This is a genomic window from Arthrobacter sp. MMS24-T111, assembly GCF_054888995.1.
The window spans coordinates 205629-227372 of the sequence record NZ_JBTZRO010000001.1 but is presented as its reverse complement, the minus strand read 5'-3'; the positions used below and the strand labels follow the sequence as shown (position 1 = coordinate 227372).

Sequence of the window (21744 nt, the reverse complement as noted above, 5' to 3'; positions counted from 1 at the left end):
TCTTCCGTACGCAGGGCAAGGACGATAAATCTTCGTTAAAGGCCGACGGCGGCCCGCACCTTGATGAAAGGGTGCGGGCCGCCGTCGGTTCCGTGGCTAAGGCCGCTGAGTGCGTGGGATTAGTCGCCCAGGCGCAGGCCGGTCTTGGTGTCGAACAGGTGCACGTGGCCGGACTGCGGGCGGACGTAGATGACCTCGCCCTTCATCGGAGGACGGCGGCCGTCGACGCGGGCCACGATGTCGTGGTCCTTGCCGTCGAGCGTGGTGTGTCCGTAGACGTAGGCGTCGGCGCCGAGTTCTTCGACGACGTCGACCTCAACCTTCAGGCCCTCACCCTGCGGAGCGGTTTCAAGGTCTTCGGGACGGGAGCCCAAGGTGACCGTGGAGCCGTGCGCCTCTTCGAGGACGTCGCGCGGGACGGGGTACACGGTGCCGCCGAACTGCACGCCGCCGTCGACGACCGGGAGTTCCAGGAGGTTCATGGCGGGGGAGCCGATGAAGCCGGCAACGAAGACGTTCTTGGGACGGTCGTAGAGGTTGCGCGGGGTGTCAACCTGCTGCAGCAGGCCGTCCTTCAGCACTGCCACGCGGTCGCCCATGGTCATGGCCTCGACCTGGTCGTGGGTCACGTAGACGGTGGTGACGCCCAGGCGGCGGGTCAGCGACGCGATCTGGGTACGGGTCTGGACGCGGAGCTTTGCGTCCAGGTTGGACAGCGGCTCGTCCATGAGGAAGACCTGCGGGTTACGGACGATTGCGCGGCCCATGGCAACGCGCTGGCGCTGGCCACCGGAGAGGGCCTTCGGCTTGCGGTCCAGGTACTGCTCAAGGTCAAGGAGCTTGGCGGCTTCACGGACGCGTTCGGCGCGCTCTTCCTTGGAGACGCCGGCGATCTTGAGGGCGAAGCCCATGTTGTCCGCAACAGTCATGTGCGGGTACAGGGCGTAGTTCTGGAAGACCATGGCGATGTCGCGGTCCTTCGGCGGCACATCGGTGACGTCGCGGTCACCAATGAGGATGCGGCCTGCGTTGACGTCCTCAAGGCCTGCGAGCATGCGCAGCGAGGTGGACTTACCGCAACCGGAGGGTCCAACGAGGACCAGGAATTCGCCATCGGCGATGTCGATGTTGAGCTTATCGACGGCGGGCTTATCTGTGCCCGGGTACAGACGCGTAGCGTTATCAAAAGTAACTGTAGCCACAGTTATCAATCCCTTCACCGGCAGGTACGTGCCGGACGATCCGTTGTGAATGGTTCATGTTTATTCAGTTGTGTTCCAGCAAAGTGCTCCGGGTCATTGCCCGGAGCACTCAATGACGCCGCACGGTTTTTGTGCGCCACATCACATCAAAGAGTATGCCAGAGCCGGCCGTCTTTTGCGCAAATGTTACGAACGTCACACGCGGCGCTGGTCATTGCCTTAGCCGGAGGCGGCCTCGGGATCTTCCTCAGCCACGGCGATGCTCCGCTCCTGCAGCAGCACCTCCAGCAGTTCGGCGATGTGCACAGGTGCTTCCACCCGGTACTGGGCCTGGGTGAAATCAAGGCCCACCTTGACCCCCACGTCGCCCGGCTCCAACCGGCCGAAAGCGTCCTCGTCCGTCACGTCGTCGCCGGCGAACAGGACGGCTGTGGCCCCGGTGGCCTGCCGAAGGAAGGCGACGCCTTCGCCCTTGGAAGCGTTGACCACCGAGGTTTCCAGGACGCGTTTGCCCTCCTTCAGGAACACACCCTTGCGGTCCTGCAGCGACGCACGGGCGGCCGCCACGGCGTCCTCGGCAACGTCGTCGTCAGCCTGGCGGGTGTGCAGGACGACGCCGGCGGGCTTGTCCTCCAGGGACGTTCCGGGGGCTTCGGCCACGATCTCGGCCAGCACCGCCCGGACGTCGGCGAGAAGCGCTTTCTGGTCCTCCTCCAGCGCCAGCTCAGTGGAACCGGGTCCCAGCCACGCTTCGGCGCCGTGGCTTCCGATGAGAAGGGTGTCCACCGGCGGCGACGCAACCTGCCGCAGGCTGGCGAGGGCACGGCCCGAGATGAGTGCCGTCGTCGTCCGTGGAAGCACCGCAAGGCCGGCGAAGGCTGCTGCCGAGCGTGGCAGCGGCCGGGCGTCCTGAGCGCTGTCCACGATGGGAGCCATGGTGCCGTCGAAGTCCATGGCCACCAGCAGGTGTGCGGTTCCGGCGATCCGGCGCAGCGCCTCCCTCAGCTCGGGGGTCAATGCCAGCTGCCGCTTGGTGGGGCGGCCTTCAGGAGTCATCGCGGACCACCTTTTCGTTCAGCGCGCGCAGGAAGTCCGCGGACCAGTGGTCGACGTCGTGGTCCAGGATCTGGCGGCGCATGGACCGCATGCGGCGCGAGGCTTCCCGGGGCGTCAGTTCCACGGCGTTCATGATCGTGTTCTTGAGCCCTGCGATATCGTGCGGGTTGACCAGGAGCGCCTGCTTGAGCTGGTCCGCTGCACCCGCGAACTCGCTCAGGACCAGGGCGCCGTCATTGTTGTTCCGGGCGGTGACGTACTCCTTGGCCACCAGGTTCATCCCGTCCCGGAGGGCGGTGACCAGCATGACGTCCGCGGCCAGGTAAAGGGCCACCATTTCCTCCACCGGGTAGCTGTGGTGCAGGTAGCGGACCGCGGTGTTTTCGAGGGTGTCGTAGGTGCCGTTGATGTGGCCCACAGTCCCTTCCACCTCCTCGCGGAGGAGCCGGTACTGTTCCACCCGCTCCCGGCTGGGCGATGCCACCTGGATCAGGGTTGCCTCGCCAACGGTGAGCCGTCCGTCCGCCAGGAGCTCTTCGAAGGCCTTCAGCCGGTGGCGGATGCCCTTGGTGTAGTCCAGCCGGTCCACACCCAGCAGGATCGTTTTCGGGTTGCCCAGGTCCTGCCGGATCTGCCGGGCCCGTTCGATGATTTCGGGCCTGGCGGCGAGCTCGGTGATCTGCTTGACGTCGATGGAGATGGGGAAGGCCTGCGCGCGCGCAATGTGCGTGATCACGCCGTCCTGTCCCTTGACGTGCACCTGCTGCTGCTTGACGCTGGCACCGAGGAACCGGCGGGCGGAGCGCATGAAGTTTCCGGCGTCGCTGACGCGTTGGAAGCCCACCAAGTCGGCACCGAGCAGGCCGTCGATGATGGCCTGCCGCCAGGGGAGCTGGCAAAGATTTCCGGCGGCGGGAACGGGATGTGGTTGAAGAACCCAATCCGGAGATCGGGCCGCGCTTCGCGGAGCATTCGCGGAACCAGCTGCAACTGGTAGTCCTGGACCCAGACGGTGGCGCCGTGGTCCGCGTGCCGCACCACTGCGTCGGCGAACCGGCGGTTGACCTTGCGGTAGGCGTCCCACCAGGCCCGGTGGAATTCCGGCGGGGCGATGACATCGTGATAGAGCGGCCAGAGGGTGGCGTTGGAGAAGCCCTCGTAATACAGCTCGACGTCGTCCGTGCTGAGCTGTACCGGGACCAGGTCCATCCCGCCATGGCTGAACGGTTTGACGGTTTCGTCAGGTGCTCCGTGCCAGCCCACCCAGGCGCCGTCCGTCTTGGTCATCATCGGTGCGAGGGCAGTCACGAGGCCACCGGGGGACCGCCGCCAGCCGGATCCGTCGTCACCTCCGTCGGCGGGCGCCACGCGGTCAACCGGCAGCCGGTTCGAGACCACCATGAAGTCGTACTTCGTGTGCCCGGCTTGGCGGGAATCGGTACCTGCGGCCTGTGCCGTGCCGGTGGGTTTTTCCTGGACGGGTGTTTGCATTGCGGCCCCCTGGGGTTGCTTGTGCCTCTAAGCCACACTAGCCGGACGGAATCATCGGGGCTATTCGTCCGTTGGTCAACCCGGAGGAATGGTTGAAACCGCAAGCTCCCAGATTTCTCCCCTAAAATGTGGGGGTGCCACCTAGTGGTCCCCCTTCGTCGACCGACCCAAGGAATTCATGAGCCCCGCAAACGAAGTACGTAAGTCCAAGGCTGAGCGAACCGCGGAGGCGCGCGAAAAGGCGCGCCTGATCCGTGAAGCACAGGCAAAAAAGGACAAGCGCAACAAGCTGCTGATCGGTTGGGGCATTGTCGCGGCTGTGGTGGCCATCCTGGTGGTGGTGGCCCTGGTGGTCACCAGCAGCTTGAAGCAGAATGCCCCGATTGCGGATCAGGGACCCACGCCGGCCAACGCCAACATCCATGGCGGCGTGACCCTGCTGGCCAACTCGGGCGTGGCCAAGAGCGACCCGGCAACGGTGGACGCCAATTCCGTGGGCGATGCACCGAAGACTCCGCCGGCGGAGGTAGTGGCACCGGGCGCGGAGGCGGAAGCCGGCAAACCGGTCAAGGTGGTCCTCTACGTCGACTTCATCTGTCCCATCTGCAAGAACTTCGAAACGCAGTACAACGACCAGCTCACGTCCCTGCGCAACGACGGCAAGATCACCGTGGAGTACCGGCCGCTGGGCTTCCTGGACAGCCGGTCCACCACCAACTACTCATCGCGTGCGGCCAATGCGGCGGCCTGCGTTGCCAATACGGCTCCGCAGAAGTACGCCGACTACTTCAACGCCCTGTACGCCCAGCAACCGGCTGAAGGCAGTGCCGGACTCTCGGACAACGACCTGAAGAAGATGGCCTCCGACATGGGCGTGGACATCGGTTCCTGCGTGGATGACAAGACCTACCGCCCGTACGTGAAGTACGCGACGAAGGAGGCCTCGGCCATCGGTGTGACGGGGACGCCGACCGTCTTCGTTGACGGCAAGCAGTGGGGCAAGGGAGACAGCGCCCAGACGCCGTTCCCGGACTTCCTGCAGGCAGCCATCACCGCCAAGGGCTAAGGGCGGGAATCCTCGCAAGGGCCCGTTTCGGAACGTATCCGGGGCGGGCCCTTTCGGTGTCCGCTGCCGGTGTGGGCGGCGTTTTTACCCCCGGCGGGAGTTGGGCTAACCTTATCTAGCGCCTTGACGGCGCCGGCCCCCAGGGGCCATGCCTCCTTAGCTCAGTTGGCCAGAGCACCGCTCTTGTAAAGCGGGGGTCGTCGGTTCGAATCCGACAGGGGGCTCCGGTGCGACGGCCCCGGCTCGAGGTTCCAGGAACTTCGGCCGGGGCCTTGCCTTTCTCCGGGATTATGCTGGACCCATCCCAATAATCAGCCTGCTGACTAAAGGAGGATGGGTGCCATGCCCAAGACCGGCAAGAATGCCCACGCCCGCAAGGAAGAACTCCCTTCGACCCTGCAGCGGTCCGGGCGAAAAGCCCAGGACACGTTCGCCAAGACCTACGATTCGGCCCTCGGGTCCTACGACCATGACGAGGAACGGGCGGCCCGCACGGCGTACGCGGCCGTCAAACACAGTTACGAAAAGGTGGGCGACCACTGGGAGCCCAAGGAAAACGCGGTCCTTCGGACAAGCACGCCGAGGAGGGCGTGCGATCAACCGAACCCACTGCCGGAGGTGTTGACGCCAACGCCTCCAAGGAACACCTCTACAAACTGGCCAAGGAACTGAACGTCAAGGGCCGCTCGACGATGGACAAGGCCCAACTGGTGGAGGCACTCCAAAAGGCGAACACCAAGGCAACCCGCAAAGCCCGCAGCAAATAGCCTGCACTCTTGCCGTCCCGCCGCCCAAGGTGTCGAATCAGAGGATACGTCCGGTCCGGCCGGCAATGATGCCAGGAGGTTCCCATGTCGGTGAAGAGCACCAAGGAGTCAGTGCGGGCGGCGGGCGGCAGGAATGGCCCCGATGCACGCCGGGCAGATCAAAACGCCGGCATTGCCGCCTCGGACCCCGGCCGGATCCGCAACGTGGCCCTGGTGGGGCACTCCGGCGCCGGAAAGACGATGCTGATCGAGGCCTTGCTCGCCGCCAACGGCATGATCACCCGTAAGGGCTCCATCGTGGACGGAACAACCGTCAGTGACTCCGACCCGGCGGCTGTGCACCAGCAGCGCTCGGTCACGCTGTCCCTGGTGCCGCTGATGGTGGACGACGTCAAAGTGAACCTGATGGATACCCCCGGCTACCCGGATTTCATCGGGGAGCTGCGGGCCGGGCTGCGCGCCTCCGATGCTGCACTGTTCGTGGTCTCCGCGGTGGACGGAATTGATGCCACCACCACCGCGCTGTGGGGCGAGTGCGAACACGTGAGGCTCCCGCGCGCCGTCGTCATCACCCGGATGGACCATCCGCGCGCAGACTACGGGCGGACCCTGGCCGCCTGCCAACAAGCCTTCGGCGACGGCGTTTTGCCGCTGTGCGTGCCAGTGCAGGGGGAGGGGGCGGATGCCGGTTTGCTGGGCCTGCTGTCCCGCGAGGTCACCGATTACTCGTCGGGTGACGCCTCGCCCGCAACCCGCCCGGCTGACGCTGCCGAGCTCGAGGCAGCAGGGCCGGCCCGCGGAACCCTGATCGAGGGAATCATCGCCGAAAGTGAAGACGAGACTCTCATGGACCGCTACCTGGACGGTGAGGACGTCGACCAGGCAGCGCTCGCAAACGACCTGGAAACCGCCGTCGCCCGCGGCTCATTCTTCCCGGTGCTGCCTACCTCCGCCGTCACCGGGCTGGGCACCGCCGAACTGCTGGAACTGCTGGTCCGTGCTTTCCCGCCGCCGGGGGAGCGCAGCCTGCCTGACCTGACCGACCTCGCGGGAGAGCCGGCCGGAACCCTGTCCTGTGACCCGTCCGGTCCTCTGGCCGCGGAGGTGGTACGGACATCCAATGATCCCTTCCTGGGCCGCATCTGCCTGGTGCGGGTCTTCTCCGGGACCCTGCGTGAAGATTCGCCCGTGCACGTGGGCGGCCACGGACTGGCCGACCGGGGCCACCAGGACCACGACACCGACGAACGCGTAACCCACATCTACTCGCCGTTGGGGGCCAGCCTGCGGCCTGTGCCCTACTGCGTGGCGGGGGACCTGTGCGCCCTTGCCAAGCTGGGGAGCGCCGAAACAGGGGACACCATTTCGGCGCGGGACACGCCGCTGCTGCTGGCCACCTGGGAAATGCCCGAGCCGCTGCTGCCGGTTGCCGTGGAAGCGGACTCCCGGAGTGACGAGGACGCGCTGGCCCGCAGCCTGGGCAGGATTGCGGCGGGCGATCCCACCCTGAGGGTGGACCGGAACGCCGAAACGCACCAGCTGGTGCTGTGGTGCATGGGTGAGGCGCATGCGGAGGTAGTGCTCGACAGGTTGCGCGAGCAAGGCGTGAAACTCCACACCGTTGACGTGGTGACGCCGCTGCGGGAAACCTTCGCCGCGCCCGCCACAGGCCATGGCCGCCACGTCAAACAATCCGGCGGCCACGGCCAGTACGCCGTCTGCGACATCGAAGTGGAACCCCTGGACCGGGGTGCTGGGTTCGAATTCGTGGATAAGACCGTGGGTGGCGTCATCCCGGGAACGTTCATCCCGTCGATCGAGAAGGGCGTCCGGGCGCAGATGGAGCGGGGTGTCTCCGCAGGCTTCCCCGTGGTGGACCTGCGCGTGACCGTAGTTGGCGGCAAGGCCCACAGCGTGGATTCATCCGACGCCGCCTTCCAGTCGGCGGGGGCCCTGGCGCTCCGCGAAGCTGCGTCCGCGGGAAAGATCCAGCTCCTCGAACCGGTGTCCGCGGTGGCCATCACGGTGTCGGATGAGCACGTGGGGACGGTCATGAGCGACTTGTCCGGCCGGCGCGGCCGCCTGACCGGCACCACTTCCTCCGGCCAGGGCCTCACCGAAATCAGTGCCGAAGTTCCGGACCAGGAACTCCTGAGGTACGCGGTGGAACTGCGTGCCTTGACCGCCGGCACCGGCAGGTTCCGCCGGCACTACCTGCGCCACGAACCGGTGCCATCGAATTTCAGCCCCTCCTGATCCCGCCCGGGCAGGAACATCGCCAAGGAACGCCGGCCACCCGTGAACGCCGCTGCACGAAAAATCCAGAACATCTACCTGACGTTGACGCTGGGCAACACCCTCGCGGCATCCTTTATCTGGGGCATCAACACACTGTTCCTGCTCGATGCGGGCCTGAACAATTTTGAGGCCTTCGCGGCGAACGCGTTCTTCACGGCAGGCATGGTGCTCTTCGAAGTACCCACCGGGGTGGTCGCGGACAGCTGGGGGCGGCGGGTGTCGTTCCTGCTGGGCACTGTCACCCTGGCCGGGTCCACGTTCCTTTACTACCTGCTCTGGCAGTTGTCCGCGCCATTCTGGTGGTGGGCGGCCGTTTCGGCGCTGCTGGGGCTCGGCTTTACCTTTTTCTCCGGCGCGGTGGAGGCCTGGCTGGTGGATGCCCTGCACTTCACCGGCTATGAGGGCACCCTCGAGGCCGTCCTGGGCCGCGGCCAGATGGTTTCCGGCATCGCCATGCTGGGCGGTTCGGTGGCAGGCGGGGTGATCGCGCAGGCCACCAACCTGGGGGTGCCGTTCCTGCTGCGCGTCGCGGTACTGGTGGCCATGTTCGCCGTCGCCTTCCTTCTCATGCACGACGTCGGCTTCACGCCTGAGCGCTCGGCCCACCCGTTGCAGGCCACCCGGGCAGTCCTTCGGGCTTCGCTTGACGGCGGGCTGAGGAATCCGCCCGTGAGGTACATGATGCTGGCCGCGCCCTTTACCGAAGGCGTCGGCTTCTACGTCTTTTATGCCCTCCAGCCCTACCTGCTGCAACTGTTCGGCGATCCGAGGGCCTACGCCATTGCGGGCCTGGCCGCGGCCATTGTGGCCGGGGCCGACATTGTGGGCGGCTGGCTGGCGCCGCAGGTCCGGAAGCTGGTGCACCGGCGCACCTCCGTGCTGATTGGCTCCAACATCATCAGTTCCGTGGTTTTGGTGGTGCTGCTGGCAACCAACGTCTTTTGGCTGGCGCTGGTGCTTCTGGCGCTGTGGGCCGTGGTGGCTTCCGCCGGCACCCCGGTCCGCCAGGCCTACCTCAATGACATGATCGCCTCCCAGCAGCGGGCCACCGTCCTCAGCTTCGCTTCGCTCATGGGTTCAAGCGGCGGGGTGGTGGTGCAGCCGCTGCTTGGCAGGGCCGCGGACCTTTATGGCTACCCTGCTTCCCTGGCCATGAGTGGTGTTGTGCAGCTGCTGGCGGCACCATTCATCCTGCTGAGCCGGCGCCGGCGCTCGCCGGCCGATGCCGGGGCCGGCCTCCCGGCCGCGCCCTGAGCAGGCCCGGGGCACAGACCGGCCGACATGCAGCGAAGGCCCCTGGCCACGGACGGTACGCGTCCGGGGCCAAGGGCCTTCGAAGAACTGCCTGCTGGTGGCCGAAGCCGGTATTACTTGATGCCTGCCTCTACCGGTTCGCTGGCCACCGGCGTCAGTTTCTCCGCGGCGGGCGGAGGAGTGGTCTTCAACCTGAACCGTTTTCCAAGGTCGCTGCCGCCGCCGCTGCGGTTCTTGTTGAAGATGTCGAAGCCGACAGCGACCAGGAGCACCAGGCCCTTGATCAGCTGCTGGTAGTCCGTGCCCAGGCCCAAGATGGACATGCCGTTGTTGAGCACACCCATGATGAGTCCGCCGATCATGGCCCCGGCAACAGTGCCGATGCCGCCGGTGACGGCCGCACCGCCAATGAATGCCGCAGCGATCGAATCGAGTTCGAAGCCGGTTCCGCCTGCCGGCTGGGCCGAGTTGAGCCGGGCCGTGAAGACCAGGCCCGCCAAGGCAGCGAGCACGCCCATGTTCACGAAGAGCCGGAAGGTCACGGCCTTGGTCTTGATGCCGGACAGCTCAGCTGCGTGCAGGTTGCCGCCGATTGCATAGGTGTGGCGGCCAAACACGCTGTTGTTCATCAGTGCCGTGTACGCGATCACCAGGGCGGCCAGGACCACCAGGACGATCGGCGTGCCCCGGTAGGACGCCAGCAAGAAGGTGATGATGAGCATGAGCAGGGCGGTGAAAGCGGTTTTGATGACGAACCAGACCAGGGGTTCGCTTTCGAGGTCGAACTTCCTGCGGATGCGGCGTTCCTTCAGGGCCTGGATCAGGAGTGCCACGGTGGCACCCACGCCAAGGATCACCGTGAGCCATTCCAGTACGGACGTGCCGCCGGAAATGTCCGGAAGGAAACCTCCGCCCAGGGCCCGCAGTTCCGCGGGGAACGGCGTGATCTGCTGGTTCTTCAGGGTGATGAGCGTCAGGCCGCGGAAGATCAGCATGCCTGCCAGCGTGACGATGAAGGCCGGAATTCCCACGTAGGCGATCCAGTACCCCTGCCATGCCCCGACGAGCGCACCGACCAGCAGGCACGCAGGGATGGCAGCCCACCATGGCCAGCCCCAGTGCACGATCATGACGCCGGCGACGGCACCGATGAATCCCGCCACCGAGCCGACGGACAGGTCGATGTGGCCCGCGATGATCACCATCACCATGCCGATGGCCAGGATGAGGATGTAACTGTTCTGGACCACCAGGTTGGTGACGTTCTGCGGCTCGAGCAGGATCCCGCCGGTCAGTCCCTGGAACAGGAGGACGATCAGGATCAGGGCAACGAAGATGCCAACTTGGCGGAGGCGGCTTGTGAGGAATCCGAGCGATTCTCTTAAGGCTGACATTTCGCTATTCCTTCTCTTTGGTCATGTAGTGCATCAGTGATTCCTGGGTGGCCTCGGCAATGGGCACTTCACCGGTGACGTGGCCGGCGGCGAGGGTGTAGATGCGATCGCAGATACCCAGGAAGCTCGGGAAGCTCCGAGGAAATGACAATGACGGCCTTTCCTTCGGCCGCGAGCCTGGCAATGATCGTGTATATCTCATACTTGGCGCCGACGTCGATCCCTCGGGTGGGTTCATCGAGGATGAGGACGTCCGGGTCCGAGAACATCCACTTGCTCAGCACCACCTTCTGCTGGTTGCCGCCGGAGAGCTTCCCGGTGATGGCGGCCACCGAGGGTGCCTTGATGTTCATGCTGGTGCGGTAGCCGTTGGCCACCACGGTCTCCTGGTTCTTGTCGACGAAGCCGCGCTTCGCGAGCTTGCGCAGCGATGCCAGAGAGATATTGCGCTTGATGTCCTCGATCAGGTTCAGGCCGTAGTGCTTGCGGTCCTCGGTGGCGTAGGCAATGCCGTGCCTGATCGCGTCCGAGACGGTGGACGTATTGATCTCCTCGCCGTACTTGTAGACCTTGCCTGAGGTGGCCGTGCCGTAGGTGCGGCCAAATACGCTCATGGCCAGTTCCGTCCGGCCGGCGCCCATGAGCCCGGCAAGGCCCACGACTTCGCCCTTCCGGACGTGCAGGTTGGCGTTGCTTACCACCATGCGGGCGTGGTCCTGCGGGTGGCGGACGGACCAGTCTTCGATCCGGAGGACTTCTGCGCCGATGTTCGGCTCGCGTTCCGGGTAGAGGCTCTCGAGGTCGCGGCCCACCATCCCGCGGATGATCCGCTCCTGGGTGATCTGGCCTTCATCGAGCCGAAGGGTCTCGATGGTCTTGCCATCGCGGATGATGGTGACAGCGTCTGCCACCTTGCGGATCTCGTTGAGCTTATGGCTGATGATGATGCTGGTGACGCCTTGGCCCTTCAAATGGAGGATCAGGTCCAGCAGGTGGCCGGAGTCCTCGTCGTTGAGGGCGGCCGTGGGCTCGTCCAGGATGAGCAGCTTCACTTCCTTGGACAGCGCCTTGGCGATTTCCACGAGCTGCTGCTTGCCTACGCTGATGTGCTGTACCGGGGTGACGGGGTTTTCATCGAGCCCCACGCGGGCCAGCAGTTTTGCTGCCTCCAGGTTGGTCTTCCGCCAGTCCACCCATCCCTTGGTGGCCTGTTCGTTGCCGAGGTAGATGTTCTCGGCGATGGAAAGGTACGGGCTCAGGGCGAGTTCCTGGTGGATGATCACGATGCCCCGCTTCTCACTGTCCGAGATGCTGGCGAAATTGCAGGGTTCGTTTTCGAACAGGATTTTCCCGTCGAACGTGTTGTGCGCATACACGCCGGACAACACCTTCATGAGCGTTGATTTTCCGGCGCCGTTCTCACCGCAGATGGCATGGACTTCTCCACGGTTCACATCCAGCGTGACATCCTGCAGCGCCTTCACGCCCGGGAATGTCTTGGTGATTCCTCGCATTTGAAGAATGGGTGTGTTCATCGTCAATTCCCACTGACTGGTCGAATCTTGGCCTTCCTGCTGCTGCAGGAGGTTGCGGGAGGGGCTGCTGCCGGACCGGACGTCCGGCAGCAGCCCCCGGCTGTCTACTTGACGTCGGCGTCGGTGTAGTAACCCGAGTCGATCAGTTCCTTCTTGTAGTTGTCCTTGGTGATGATCACGGACTTCAGCAGGTAAGCCGGGACAACCTTGACCTTGTTGTTGTACGTCTTGGTGTCATTGGTTTCCGGTTCCTGGCCCTTGAGGACGGCGTCCACCATCTTGACCGCCTGGGCACCCAGCTGGCGGGTGTCCTTGAAGATGGTGGAGTACTGCTCGCCGGCAATGATGGACTTCACGGAGCCCTTCTCGGCATCCTGGCCGGTGACGACCGGCAGGCTTCCCTTGGCGTAGCCGCCGGTGCTGGTGAGGGCGGAGATGATGCCGATGGACAGTCCGTCATACGGGGACAGGACGCCGTTCAGCTTGGTGCCCGAGCTGTACGCGGAGGTGAGGATATCCTCCATGCGCTTCTGCGCCACGGGTGCCTGCCAGCGAAGGATCGCGGCCTGCTCGAACTTGGTCTGGCCGCTGGGGACCTTCAGGGTGCCCGCATCCAGGTACGGCTTGAGGGTGTCCATGGCGCCGGTCCAGAAGAAGTTGGCGTTGTTGTCGTCGGGGCTTCCGGCGAAGAGTTCGACGTTGAACGGACCCTTGCCGTCCACTTTCTTGCCACTGGCGTCGAGGAGCCCCAGGCCGGTCAGCAGCGAAGTGGCCTGCTGGACGCCCACCGTGTAGTTGTCGAATGTGGTGTAGTAGTCCACGTTCGGGGTGCCGTTGATGAGGCGGTCGTACGCGATCACCTTGACGTTCTGCTCCTTGGCCTTGGCCAGGACATCGGTCAGGGTGGTGCCGTCAATGGCGGCGATGATCAGCGCCTTGGCGCCTTTGGTCAGCATGTTTTCGATCTGCGAGACCTGGGTGGGGATGTCGTCATTGGCGAACTGGAGGTCTGTCTTGTAGCCAAGGTCCTTGAGCGACTTCTCGACGTTGGCGCCATCGGCAATCCAACGCTCGGATGTCTGTGTGGGCATCGAGATCCCAACAAGCGAGTCGGCGGGCTTTGCCGCGCCGCTGGATTCTGTTGCCGCGCCACGTGAGCCGCAACCGGTGGCGCCCACCGTCAGCGCGAGGACAAGGGCCACCGCGCCCACGATTTTTTTGATTCTCACCATTTTCTCCTTCCGCGGCAGCATTGCCGCGAAGTGTTATTGGACGAGGCAGCAGCGATGCTCCCTGGTCCTGGTCACATTGTTGATGTGTCGGTTCAATATAGACTGATTTGTGAACGCTAACAAGAGGTGGGTATCAAGTGCTTGAAACCTGCTCCAAATTCATTGACTTCTGCTTTGTTAGCGTTCACACTTGCTGCAGCGCTTAGCTTGACCTTGACCCCTAGACAACCCCGGCAATGAGGCCCCTGCCTCCCGGGCGGAGGCAACCGAATGCCAGATACACCCTTCAGTTCCAGCCCTGACCACTGCGTCATCGGCGTGGATTACGGAACACTTTCCGGCCGTGCCGTGGTGGTGCGTGTCCGCGACGGGAAGGAACTCGGCAGCGCGGTCCATGCATATCCGCACGCCGTGGTCACCGACGTCCTGCCGCGTGACACAGCGGGCGACGACGGGGCCCGGCTTCCCGGGGAATGGGCGCTCCAAGTGCCCAACGACTACCGGGAGGTCCTTCGCACTGCCGTCCCGGCAGCAGTGGCTGACGCCGGAATCGACCCGGCGGACGTCGTCGGTATTGCCACCGACTTCACCGCCTGCACCATGGTGCCGGTCAAGGCCGACGGCACCCCGCTGAACGAACTGCCGGGCTATGCCAACCGGCCGCACGCGTACGTGAAGCTGTGGCGCCACCACGCCGCCCAGGGGCAGGCCGACCGGATCAACCGGCTCGCCGCCGAACGGGGCGAGGACTGGCTTCCCAGGTATGGGGGGCTGATTTCCTCGGAGTGGGAATTCGCCAAGGGGCTGCAGCTTCTGGAAGAGGACCCCGAGGCCTACGCCGCAATGGACCGCTGGGTGGAGGCGGCGGACTGGATCGTCTGGCAGCTGTGCGGCAGGTATGTCCGCAATGCCTGCACGGCCGGCTACAAGGGCATCTACCAGGACGGGCGCTACCCCTCGGAGGACTTCCTCGCTGCCCTGAACCCGGAGTTCAAGGACTTCGTCAGCTCCAAACTCGAGCACACCATCGGACGGCTGGGTGACGCCGCCGGCACACTGACCGCGGAGGCCGCAGCCTGGACCGGGCTGCCGGAGGGCATCGCCGTGGCGGTGGGAAACGTTGACGCCCATGTGACTGCCCCGGCAGCGAAGGCGGTGGAACCCGGCCAGCTGGTGGCCATCATGGGCACCTCCACCTGCCACGTCATGAACGGCACGGAACTGCGCGAAGTACCGGGAATGTGCGGGGCCGTTGACGGCGGCATCGTTCCCGGCCTGTGGGGCTACGAGGCGGGCCAGTCGGGCGTGGGAGACATCTTCGGCTGGTTCACGAAATACGGAGTGCCGCCCGAATACCACCAGGCGGCCGAAGCTGCAGGTCTGGGGATCCACGAATATCTCACTGAACTGGCTTCCAGGCAGGTTATCGGCGAGCACGGCCTGATAGCCCTGGACTGGCACTCGGGCAACCGCTCGGTGTTGGTGGACCACGAGCTCTCCGGCATCGTGGTGGGCCAGACCCTCGCCACCAGGCCCGAGGACACCTACCGGGCGCTGTTGGAGGCCACCGCGTTCGGCACCCGCACGATTGTTGATGCGTTCCGTTACGCCGGGGTTCCGGTCAAGGAATTCATCGTGGCGGGAGGACTCCTGAAGAACAAGCTGCTGATGCAGATCTATGCGGACGCCACCGGCCTGCCGCTCTCCACCATCGGCTCGGAACAGGGCCCGGCCCTGGGGTCGGCGATCCACGCCGCCGTCGCGGCCGGCCACTATGCGGATATCCGCCAGGCCGCAGCCGCCATGGGCGCCGAACCCGGGGAGGTCTACACTCCAATCCCGGAAAACGTGGCCGCGTACGAGGAACTCTTCCAGGAGTACAAAACCCTCCACGACTACTTTGGCCGCGGCAGCAACGATGTCATGCACCGGCTCAAGGCCATCCAGCGCAAGGCCGCCAGTACGGTGCTGCCCGGTACCGGGTCCGCCGTCCACTCTGTCGTGGAGGTGTCCGCATGAGCGTCCGGCAAGGAACCGAAGCCGCAATCCTGGAAACCATCGCCCGGATCCGGGAAGACGTATGCGCCCTGCACGCTGAGTTGACGCGGTACGAACTGGTGGTGTGGACTGCGGGCAACGTCTCGGCCCGGGTGCCGGGCACCGACCTGATGGTCATCAAGCCGTCCGGCGTCAGCTACCAGGACCTGACCCCGGAGCAAATGGTCGTGACCGACCTGCACGGCACGCCGGTGAGGGGCACCAACGTTGGTGGCGGCGGCACGGTCGATTGGGGCAACCCGCCGCTCTCGCCGTCGTCCGACACCGCCGCGCACGCCTATGTGTACCGGCACATGCCCGAGGTGGGCGGTGTGGTGCACACGCACTCCACCTACGCCACCGCGTGGGCTGCACGGGGTGAGGCCATCCCCTGTGTGCTCACCATGATGGGCGACGAGTTCGGCGGCTCTATCCCGGTGGGCCCGTTCGCGCTGATCGGCGACGATTCGATCGGCCACGGCATCGTGGAGACCCTCAAAAACTCGAACTCACCGGCGGTCCTGATGCAGAACCACGGCCCCTTCACCATCGGCAAGGACGCCCGCTCCGCCGTGAAGGCCGCCGTGATGTGCGAGGAAGTGGCCCGCACCGTCCATATCTCGCGGCAGCTGGGTGAACCCCTCCCGATCGACGCAAGCCATATCGACTCGCTCTACGCCCGGTACCAGAACGTCTACGGGCAGTAAACCCCCAAACCTTCAACAGGAGTACGCATGAACACCGCAGCAAACACCACCCTGGACGGCTACGAGGTCTGGTTCCTCACCGGCAGCCAGCACCTCTACGGCGAAGAAGTCCTCAAACAGGTGGCCGCCCAATCCCAGGAGATCGCCAACCAGCTGAACGCCAATTCCGCCGTCCCGGTGCGGATCGTGTGGAAGCCGGTCCTGACCGACTCCGATGCCATCCGCCGGACCGCGCTGGAAGCGAACGCCGATGACTCAGTCATCGGCGTGACGGCCTGGATGCACACCTTCAGCCCTGCCAAGATGTGGATCTCCGGCCTGGATCTGCTGCGCAAGCCTCTGCTGCACCTGCACACCCAGGCCAACCGCGACCTGCCTTGGGCGGACATCGACTTCGACTTCATGAACCTGAACCAGGCCGCGCACGGCGACCGGGAGTTCGGGTACATCCAGTCCCGCCTGGGCATCGCCCGGAAGACCGTCGTCGGCCACGTCTCCAACCCCGAGGTGGCACACCAGGTGGGGTCCTGGCAGCGTGCGGCCGCAGGCTGGGCCGCCGTCCGCACCCTGAAGCTCACCCGCTTCGGCGACAACATGCGCAACGTCGCCGTCACCGAAGGCGACAAGACCGAGGCCGAGCTGCGCTTCGGCGTCGCCGTAAACACGTGGTCCGTCGACGAGCTCGCCGACGCCGTGCACGGCGCGGGGGAGGCCGACGTCGACGCCCTGGTGGCCGAGTACGAGGACCTTTACGACGTGGCGCCGGAGCTCCGCGCAGGCGCGGCCAGGCATGAATCGCTGCGGTACGGCGCCCGGATCGAGCTGGGCCTGCGCAGCTTCCTTGAAGCCAACGGGTCGGCCGCGTTTACCACCTCCTTCGAGGACCTGGGGGCCCTCCGCCAGCTGCCCGGCCTCGCGGTCCAGCGGCTCATGGCGGCCGGGTACGGCTTCGGCGCGGAAGGGGACTGGAAGACCGCCATCCTGGTGCGCGCCGCGAAGGTGATGGGTGCCGGCCTGCCCGGCGGGGCGTCCCTGATGGAGGACTACACGTACCACCTGGAACCTGGCGCGGAGAAGATCCTGGGCGCGCACATGCTGGAGGTTTGCCCCTCGCTCACGGCGTCGAAGCCGCGCCTGGAAATCCACCCGCTGGGCATCGGCGGCAAGGAAGACCCCGTCCGGCTGGTGTTCGACGCGGACGCCTCCCAGGGCGTCGTCGTCGCCCTGTCCGACATGCGTGACCGGTTCCGCCTGGTGGCCAACGCCGTCGACGTGGTCCCCCTGGACCAGCCGCTGCCCAACCTGCCCGTGGCCCGCGCGCTCTGGCAGCCGAAGCCGGACTTCGCCACGTCCGCCGCCGCCTGGCTCACCGCCGGCGCCGCCCACCACACCGTACTCTCAACGCAGGTGGGCATGGATGTGTTCGAGGATTTCGCCGAGATCGCCAAGACCGAACTCCTGGCCATCGACGAAGGCACCACGATCCGCCAGTTCAAGAAGGACCTGAACTGGAACGCCGCCTACTACAAACTCGCCGGCGGGATCTGATTCCGTGGCGCAGCCCGGCTCCCGGCCACGGCGGCTGCCAAGGCTCGAGGACGTGGCGGGGCTGGCCGGGGTCTCGCACCAAACCGTCTCGCGGGTGGTCAACAACCACCCCAACGTCAGCAAGGAGACCCGGCACAAGGTGGAAGCGGCGATTGCCGAGCTCGGCTACCGCCGCAACACCGCCGCCCGCAGCCTGGTCACCCGGCGCTCGCAGACTATCGGCGTCCTGGGCAGCGAGTTGTCGCAGTACGGCCCGGCCAACACCATGCTGGGAGTCGAACGGGCCGCGCGGGACGCAGGATACTTCGTCAGCGTCGCTGCGCTGCGCGAGGTCAGCAGGGACCCCATCCTGGACGCCGTCAGGCACTTCCTGGACCAGGCGGTGGACGGCATCGTGGTGATTGTTCCGCATTTGGCCACGTTGGCGGCCTTGGCGGAACTCCCTATCGGGGTGCCGGTAGTGGCCGTTGGCTCCGACGGGAATGACGCTGTTGGCGGTGTCCGGGTGGACCAGCGCAAGGGTGCCGAACTGGCCGTCCGGCACCTCATTGCGCAGGGCCACCGGCGGATCGGGCATGTCGCCGGGCCGCAGGACTGGATTGACGCGGTGGCGCGGTCCGGCGGCTGGCGGTCCGCCCTGGAGGCCGCCGGGCTCGAGGCGGATCTCCTGGTCGAGGGGGACTGGAGCGCCGGCAGCGGCTACGCCATTGGCCGGCGGCTGGCGGCTGACCGGCGCGCCACGGCCCTCTTCGTGGGCAACGACCAGATGGCATTGGGGATCCTGCGCGCCTTCAACGAAGCAGGCCTGGGGGTGCCGAAGCACGTTTCCCTGGTGGGCTTCGACGACCAGCCCGAATCCGCATACTTCAGCCCTCCGCTGACCGTGGTCCGGCAGGACTTCGAAGAACTGGGCCGGCGCTGCATGGACATGATGCTCGCGGTGCTCGGCGGTGCGGCAGGACCCCGGACGCTGGTGGTGGAACCTGAGCTCATCCTGCGCAGCAGCACGGCCCAGCCCTGCTGAAGGAGCAGGCAGGCGCCGGAATTAATCCGGGGAGACCGCCGCGAAACGTGGCCACAACAATTGCTGCGTAGGTTTCAGGCATGACGGCTACCTTGCTCACCCGGCTCCGCGACTGGGCCATTGATACCTTTACCTGTGAATCAGAGTCCGAGGCCGCCGGTGCCATGGCCGATGCCACCCGGTGGGGGTGGCTTCCGCCTTGAGCGGCGTCTCCGTCGGCGCCGACCATGCCCGCTCCGAACACCTGGGAAGGGTGTCCGGCGGCAACTGAATGTCTGCTTGGCCACACTATTGCGCCGGGGCCGGGATGATGCCCTAAACTGCTTCACTGAGGTGCCTGAAATGGCGCTGTGCAGCAACGAAAGTGAACATGCTAATGGCTACCGATTACGATGCTCCACGCAAGCAGGAAGAGGAGTCTCCCGCTGACTCCCTGGAGGCCCTCCAGGCGTCCCGGAGCGGCAACGCGCAGACCGCAGTCATCGATGTCGACGAGAATGACACCGCTGAAGGCATCGACCTCCCCGGCGCCGATCTGTCCAACGAGGAACTCACCGTCATTGTGGTTCCCGAGCAGTCCGACGAGTTCACCTGCTCTTCCTGCTTCCTGGTCCGCCACCGGTCGCAGGTGGCCCGCGAAAAGGACGGCCTGAAGTACTGCCGCGACTGCGAGGGCTGAGCCCCACCCGTTCTTCCCGGCGCCGGTTGCCCCTTCGGGGCGGCCGGCGCTGCTGTGTCTCCGGCCGCCGTCGTTACCAAAATACCCCTCCGTGACAACGGAAAAGGTGCCGTGCCCCGGTTGGGGGCACGGCACCGTTTTGGACGCTTCGCCCTATTCCGGCACTACCAGGGCGGGCGTGTCCTTCTTGAGCGTTTCGCCGCGGAAGAAGCCCGGGTGCGTGCGGGACATGACCAGCATGACGACGGCGCCCAGGGCCAGGATGCCCACGCCCAGGATGAATACAAGGCCCACGCCGAAGACCTCGGAACCGCTGCCGAACTCGGGCGCCAGGCTGTCCACGGCGGTCTGGACGAACACCACGAACAAGCCCACGCCGCCCACCACCGGGCAGACCAGCCTGAACACGAAGTGGCGCATGCTGTTGAACAGGCTGTGACGGAAATACCAGGTGCAGGCCAGTGCGGTGAGGCCGTAGTAGAAGCAGATCATCAGGCCCAGCGCCAGGATGGTGTCGTTCAGGACGTTGTCGCTGACCACATGCATCACCGCGTAGAACCCGGCGGAGACGACGCCGGCAGCAATGGTGGCGTAGCCCGGCGTCGCGAACTTCCGGCTGATCCGGCTGAAGGGTTCCGGCAGTGCGCCGTAATGGGCCATCGCCAGCAGGCTGCGGGACGGTGACATGAACGTGGACTGCAGGGAAGCCGCCGAGCTGGAGAGCACCGCCAGGGACATTAGGATGGCGAACGGGCCCATGATGGGGGAGGCCAGCGCCGTGAAGATGTTCTCGTGGTTTTCGGCGTTGTTCAACCCGTTGCCGGTATCTCCCACGCCGGCGAACATCATGGTGGCGATGCTGACCAGGAGGTAGATGGCCAGGACGATCACCGCGGTGAGGGTGCCCGCCACGCCGGCGGTCTTCTTGCCGTTGGCGGTTTCCTCGTTGACTGTCAGGCAAACGTCCCAGCCCCAGTACACGAAGATCGACAGGGAGATGCCGGCGGCAACCTGGCCGAAGGTCTCGATTTTGGTGACGTCGAACCAGTCCCAGCTGAACGGGATGGCGGTCTCGGAGGTGGACCAGTTGGCGAAAGCCATGACGACGAACAGGCCCAGGACCAGCAGCTGGAATCCCACCAGGCTGTACTGCACCATTTTGGTGGTGTGCATGCCGCGGTAGCTGACCCAGACGGCCAGTGCCACGAACACGAAGCATGTGATGACGTTGAGCGCCTTGTTGTCCGCCAGGTCTGCCAGCTCGGGGGAGCCTGTGACCTGGGACAGGAAGAGATAGAAGAAGTCGACGGCGACGCCGGCCAGGTTGGACAGCACGATGATGTTGGCGGCCAGCAGGCCCCAGCCGCCCATCCAGCCGATCCAGGGGCCGAACGCTTTGGTGACCCAGGTAAAGGTGGTGCCGCTGTCCGGGGAATCGGCGTTGAGTTCCCGGTAGGCGAGCGAGACCAGGATCATGGGGATGAAACCGATCAGGAAGATGACTGGCAGTTGGAGCCCGGCTTCGTTGACGGTGGGTCCAAGTGCGCTGGTAAGCGTGTAGGCGGGGGCAATGGTTGAGATGCCCAGGACGACGACGGCCAGCAGGCCGAGCTGCCCGCCTTTGAGTCCCTTGGCGCTGACGCCGTCCGTGGACGGTGCGTGGGCATGGGGACCGGATTTGGAGGTACTGGTGCGGATTGTCTCTGTCATGGCACCACTTTCTGGAAGGCTGTGAGACGGAGGTCACTATATGAATGGCGTTCATTTAGTATGGGGGCGCCGGCCCTGTGATGCAAGACGCAATATGAATCACATTCGTTTATGACTGGATTCCGGAAATTAGTAAGCTCACTGAGAAATTCCCGGGCTGCCCGCCGCGGGGCGGTCCATGGCTGGTAGCGTCGGCCCTACTGGACCAATCGAGGAGGATGCATGAAAGCTTCACCGACACTGACCAACAACCTGCAGGCAGTCCTGGCGGACCTGATCGAACTCCACATCCAGGGCAAGCAGGCGCACTGGAATATCGTGGGCACCAATTTCCGGGACCTGCACCTGCAGCTCGATGAGATCGTTGACGCTGCCCGCCAGTTCGCCGACGATACGGCCGAGCGCATGCGTGCCCTGCACGCCCTGCCGGACGGCCGCAGCTCCACCGTTGCCGAGACCACCAGCCTGGCCCAGTTCCCTGACGGGCTGATCAGCACAGCGGACGCCATTGAGCGGATCGTCGCCGCCATGGAAGCCGCCGTGGGCACCATGCGCAAAGTCCACGACGAGGTGGATGAGGAAGATCCCACCTCCGCGGACCTTTTGCACGAGTTCATCGCCCGGCTGGAGCAGTTTGCCTGGATGGTGCAGGCCGAAAACATGAAGCCAACCGCCAAAGTGACTGCCGCCGACTCCAAGTAGGCCAAGCGTCCCGCTCTCGGGCGCCCGGTACCGGAATTGATC

General features: G+C 65.3%; 15 protein-coding genes, 1 tRNA gene and 3 pseudogenes. 12 read left to right on the top strand and 7 right to left on the bottom strand.

Annotated features, from left to right (window positions below):
* Positions 1-119: 119 nt before the first annotated feature.
* The 3 genes and pseudogenes from ACX5I6_RS01030 to ACX5I6_RS01020 form a co-directional block, all read right to left on the bottom strand.
* On the bottom strand, positions 120-1202 hold the full coding sequence (locus ACX5I6_RS01030; protein ID WP_018762103.1) for an ABC transporter ATP-binding protein: 1083 nt from the start codon (positions 1200-1202) through the stop codon (positions 120-122).
* A gap of 219 nt (positions 1203-1421) precedes the next feature.
* Positions 1422-2258, bottom strand: a complete 837-nt coding sequence (otsB, locus tag ACX5I6_RS01025) for a trehalose-phosphatase (protein WP_461839164.1) — start codon at positions 2256-2258, stop codon at positions 1422-1424.
* Positions 2248-3749: pseudogene (locus tag ACX5I6_RS01020) on the bottom strand (alpha,alpha-trehalose-phosphate synthase (UDP-forming)). Before ACX5I6_RS01020 ends, otsB begins: the two are co-directional and overlap by 11 nt.
* A 178-nt stretch (positions 3750-3927) precedes the next feature.
* On the opposite strand from ACX5I6_RS01020, the gene ACX5I6_RS01015 reads away from it, so the two are divergent.
* The 5 genes and pseudogenes from ACX5I6_RS01015 to ACX5I6_RS00995 all read left to right on the top strand — a co-directional run bounded on the left by ACX5I6_RS01015 (position 3928) and on the right by ACX5I6_RS00995 (position 9134).
* The gene (locus tag ACX5I6_RS01015; protein WP_461839163.1) at positions 3928-4815 is read left to right on the top strand and encodes a DsbA family protein; all 888 of its coding nucleotides are present in this window, start codon (positions 3928-3930) and stop codon (positions 4813-4815) included.
* A gap of 150 nt (positions 4816-4965) precedes the next feature.
* Positions 4966-5039: transfer RNA gene (locus ACX5I6_RS01010), tRNA-Thr, on the top strand.
* A 118-nt stretch (positions 5040-5157) separates the two neighbouring features.
* Positions 5158-5582: pseudogene (locus ACX5I6_RS01005) on the top strand (ChaB family protein).
* A gap of 84 nt (positions 5583-5666) precedes the next feature.
* Positions 5667-7838 carry an elongation factor G-like protein EF-G2 gene (locus ACX5I6_RS01000; RefSeq protein WP_461839162.1) on the top strand — a complete coding sequence of 724 codons (2172 nt, stop codon included), beginning with the start codon at positions 5667-5669 and terminating at the stop codon, positions 7836-7838.
* A gap of 42 nt (positions 7839-7880) precedes the next feature.
* Positions 7881-9134, top strand: a complete 1254-nt coding sequence (locus ACX5I6_RS00995) for an MFS transporter (protein ID WP_461839161.1) — start codon at positions 7881-7883, stop codon at positions 9132-9134.
* A gap of 113 nt (positions 9135-9247) precedes the next feature.
* On the opposite strand, the gene mmsB is transcribed toward ACX5I6_RS00995, so the two are convergent.
* The 3 genes and pseudogenes from mmsB to chvE all read right to left on the bottom strand — a co-directional run bounded on the left by mmsB (position 9248) and on the right by chvE (position 13295).
* Positions 9248-10528 carry a multiple monosaccharide ABC transporter permease gene (mmsB, locus tag ACX5I6_RS00990; RefSeq protein ID WP_461839160.1) on the bottom strand — a complete coding sequence of 427 codons (1281 nt, stop codon included), beginning with the start codon at positions 10526-10528 and terminating at the stop codon, positions 9248-9250.
* A gap of 4 nt (positions 10529-10532) precedes the next feature.
* Positions 10533-12063, bottom strand: a pseudogene (gene mmsA / locus ACX5I6_RS00985) (multiple monosaccharide ABC transporter ATP-binding protein).
* Between the two features lie 104 nt (positions 12064-12167).
* Positions 12168-13295 (bottom strand): multiple monosaccharide ABC transporter substrate-binding protein, encoded by a 1128-nt coding sequence (gene chvE / locus ACX5I6_RS00980; RefSeq protein WP_461839159.1) that lies wholly within the window; start codon positions 13293-13295, stop codon positions 12168-12170.
* A gap of 270 nt (positions 13296-13565) precedes the next feature.
* On the opposite strand from chvE, the gene araB reads away from it, so the two are divergent.
* The 6 genes from araB (at position 13566) to ACX5I6_RS00950 (ending at position 19290) form a co-directional block, all read left to right on the top strand.
* Positions 13566-15314 (top strand): ribulokinase, encoded by a 1749-nt coding sequence (gene araB / locus ACX5I6_RS00975; protein WP_461839158.1) that lies wholly within the window; start codon positions 13566-13568, stop codon positions 15312-15314.
* On the top strand, positions 15311-16039 hold the full coding sequence (locus tag ACX5I6_RS00970) for an L-ribulose-5-phosphate 4-epimerase (protein WP_461839157.1): 729 nt from the start codon (positions 15311-15313) through the stop codon (positions 16037-16039). Before araB ends, ACX5I6_RS00970 begins: the two co-directional genes overlap by 4 nt.
* Positions 16040-16066: 27 nt before the next feature.
* On the top strand, positions 16067-17587 hold the full coding sequence (gene araA / locus ACX5I6_RS00965; protein ID WP_461839156.1) for an L-arabinose isomerase: 1521 nt from the start codon (positions 16067-16069) through the stop codon (positions 17585-17587).
* Between the two features lie 4 nt (positions 17588-17591).
* Positions 17592-18611, top strand: coding sequence for a LacI family DNA-binding transcriptional regulator (locus ACX5I6_RS00960; protein ID WP_461839155.1), 1020 nt, complete (start codon positions 17592-17594; stop codon positions 18609-18611).
* Positions 18612-18691: 80 nt separating this feature from the next.
* Positions 18692-18814 carry a hypothetical protein gene (locus ACX5I6_RS00955; RefSeq protein WP_461839154.1) on the top strand — a complete coding sequence of 41 codons (123 nt, stop codon included), beginning with the start codon at positions 18692-18694 and terminating at the stop codon, positions 18812-18814.
* A 173-nt stretch (positions 18815-18987) separates the two neighbouring features.
* Positions 18988-19290, top strand: a complete 303-nt coding sequence (locus ACX5I6_RS00950) for a DUF4193 domain-containing protein (protein ID WP_018762118.1) — start codon at positions 18988-18990, stop codon at positions 19288-19290.
* A gap of 153 nt (positions 19291-19443) precedes the next feature.
* Here ACX5I6_RS00950 and ACX5I6_RS00945 read toward each other — a convergent pair whose 3' ends face one another.
* Complete coding sequence (locus ACX5I6_RS00945; protein ID WP_461839153.1) at positions 19444-21000, bottom strand: APC family permease; 1557 nt, start codon at positions 20998-21000, stop codon at positions 19444-19446.
* A 222-nt stretch (positions 21001-21222) separates the two neighbouring features.
* On the opposite strand from ACX5I6_RS00945, the gene ACX5I6_RS00940 reads away from it, so the two are divergent.
* On the top strand, positions 21223-21702 hold the full coding sequence (locus tag ACX5I6_RS00940) for a Dps family protein (RefSeq protein ID WP_461839152.1): 480 nt from the start codon (positions 21223-21225) through the stop codon (positions 21700-21702).
* The last annotated feature ends 42 nt before the right edge of the window (positions 21703-21744 follow it).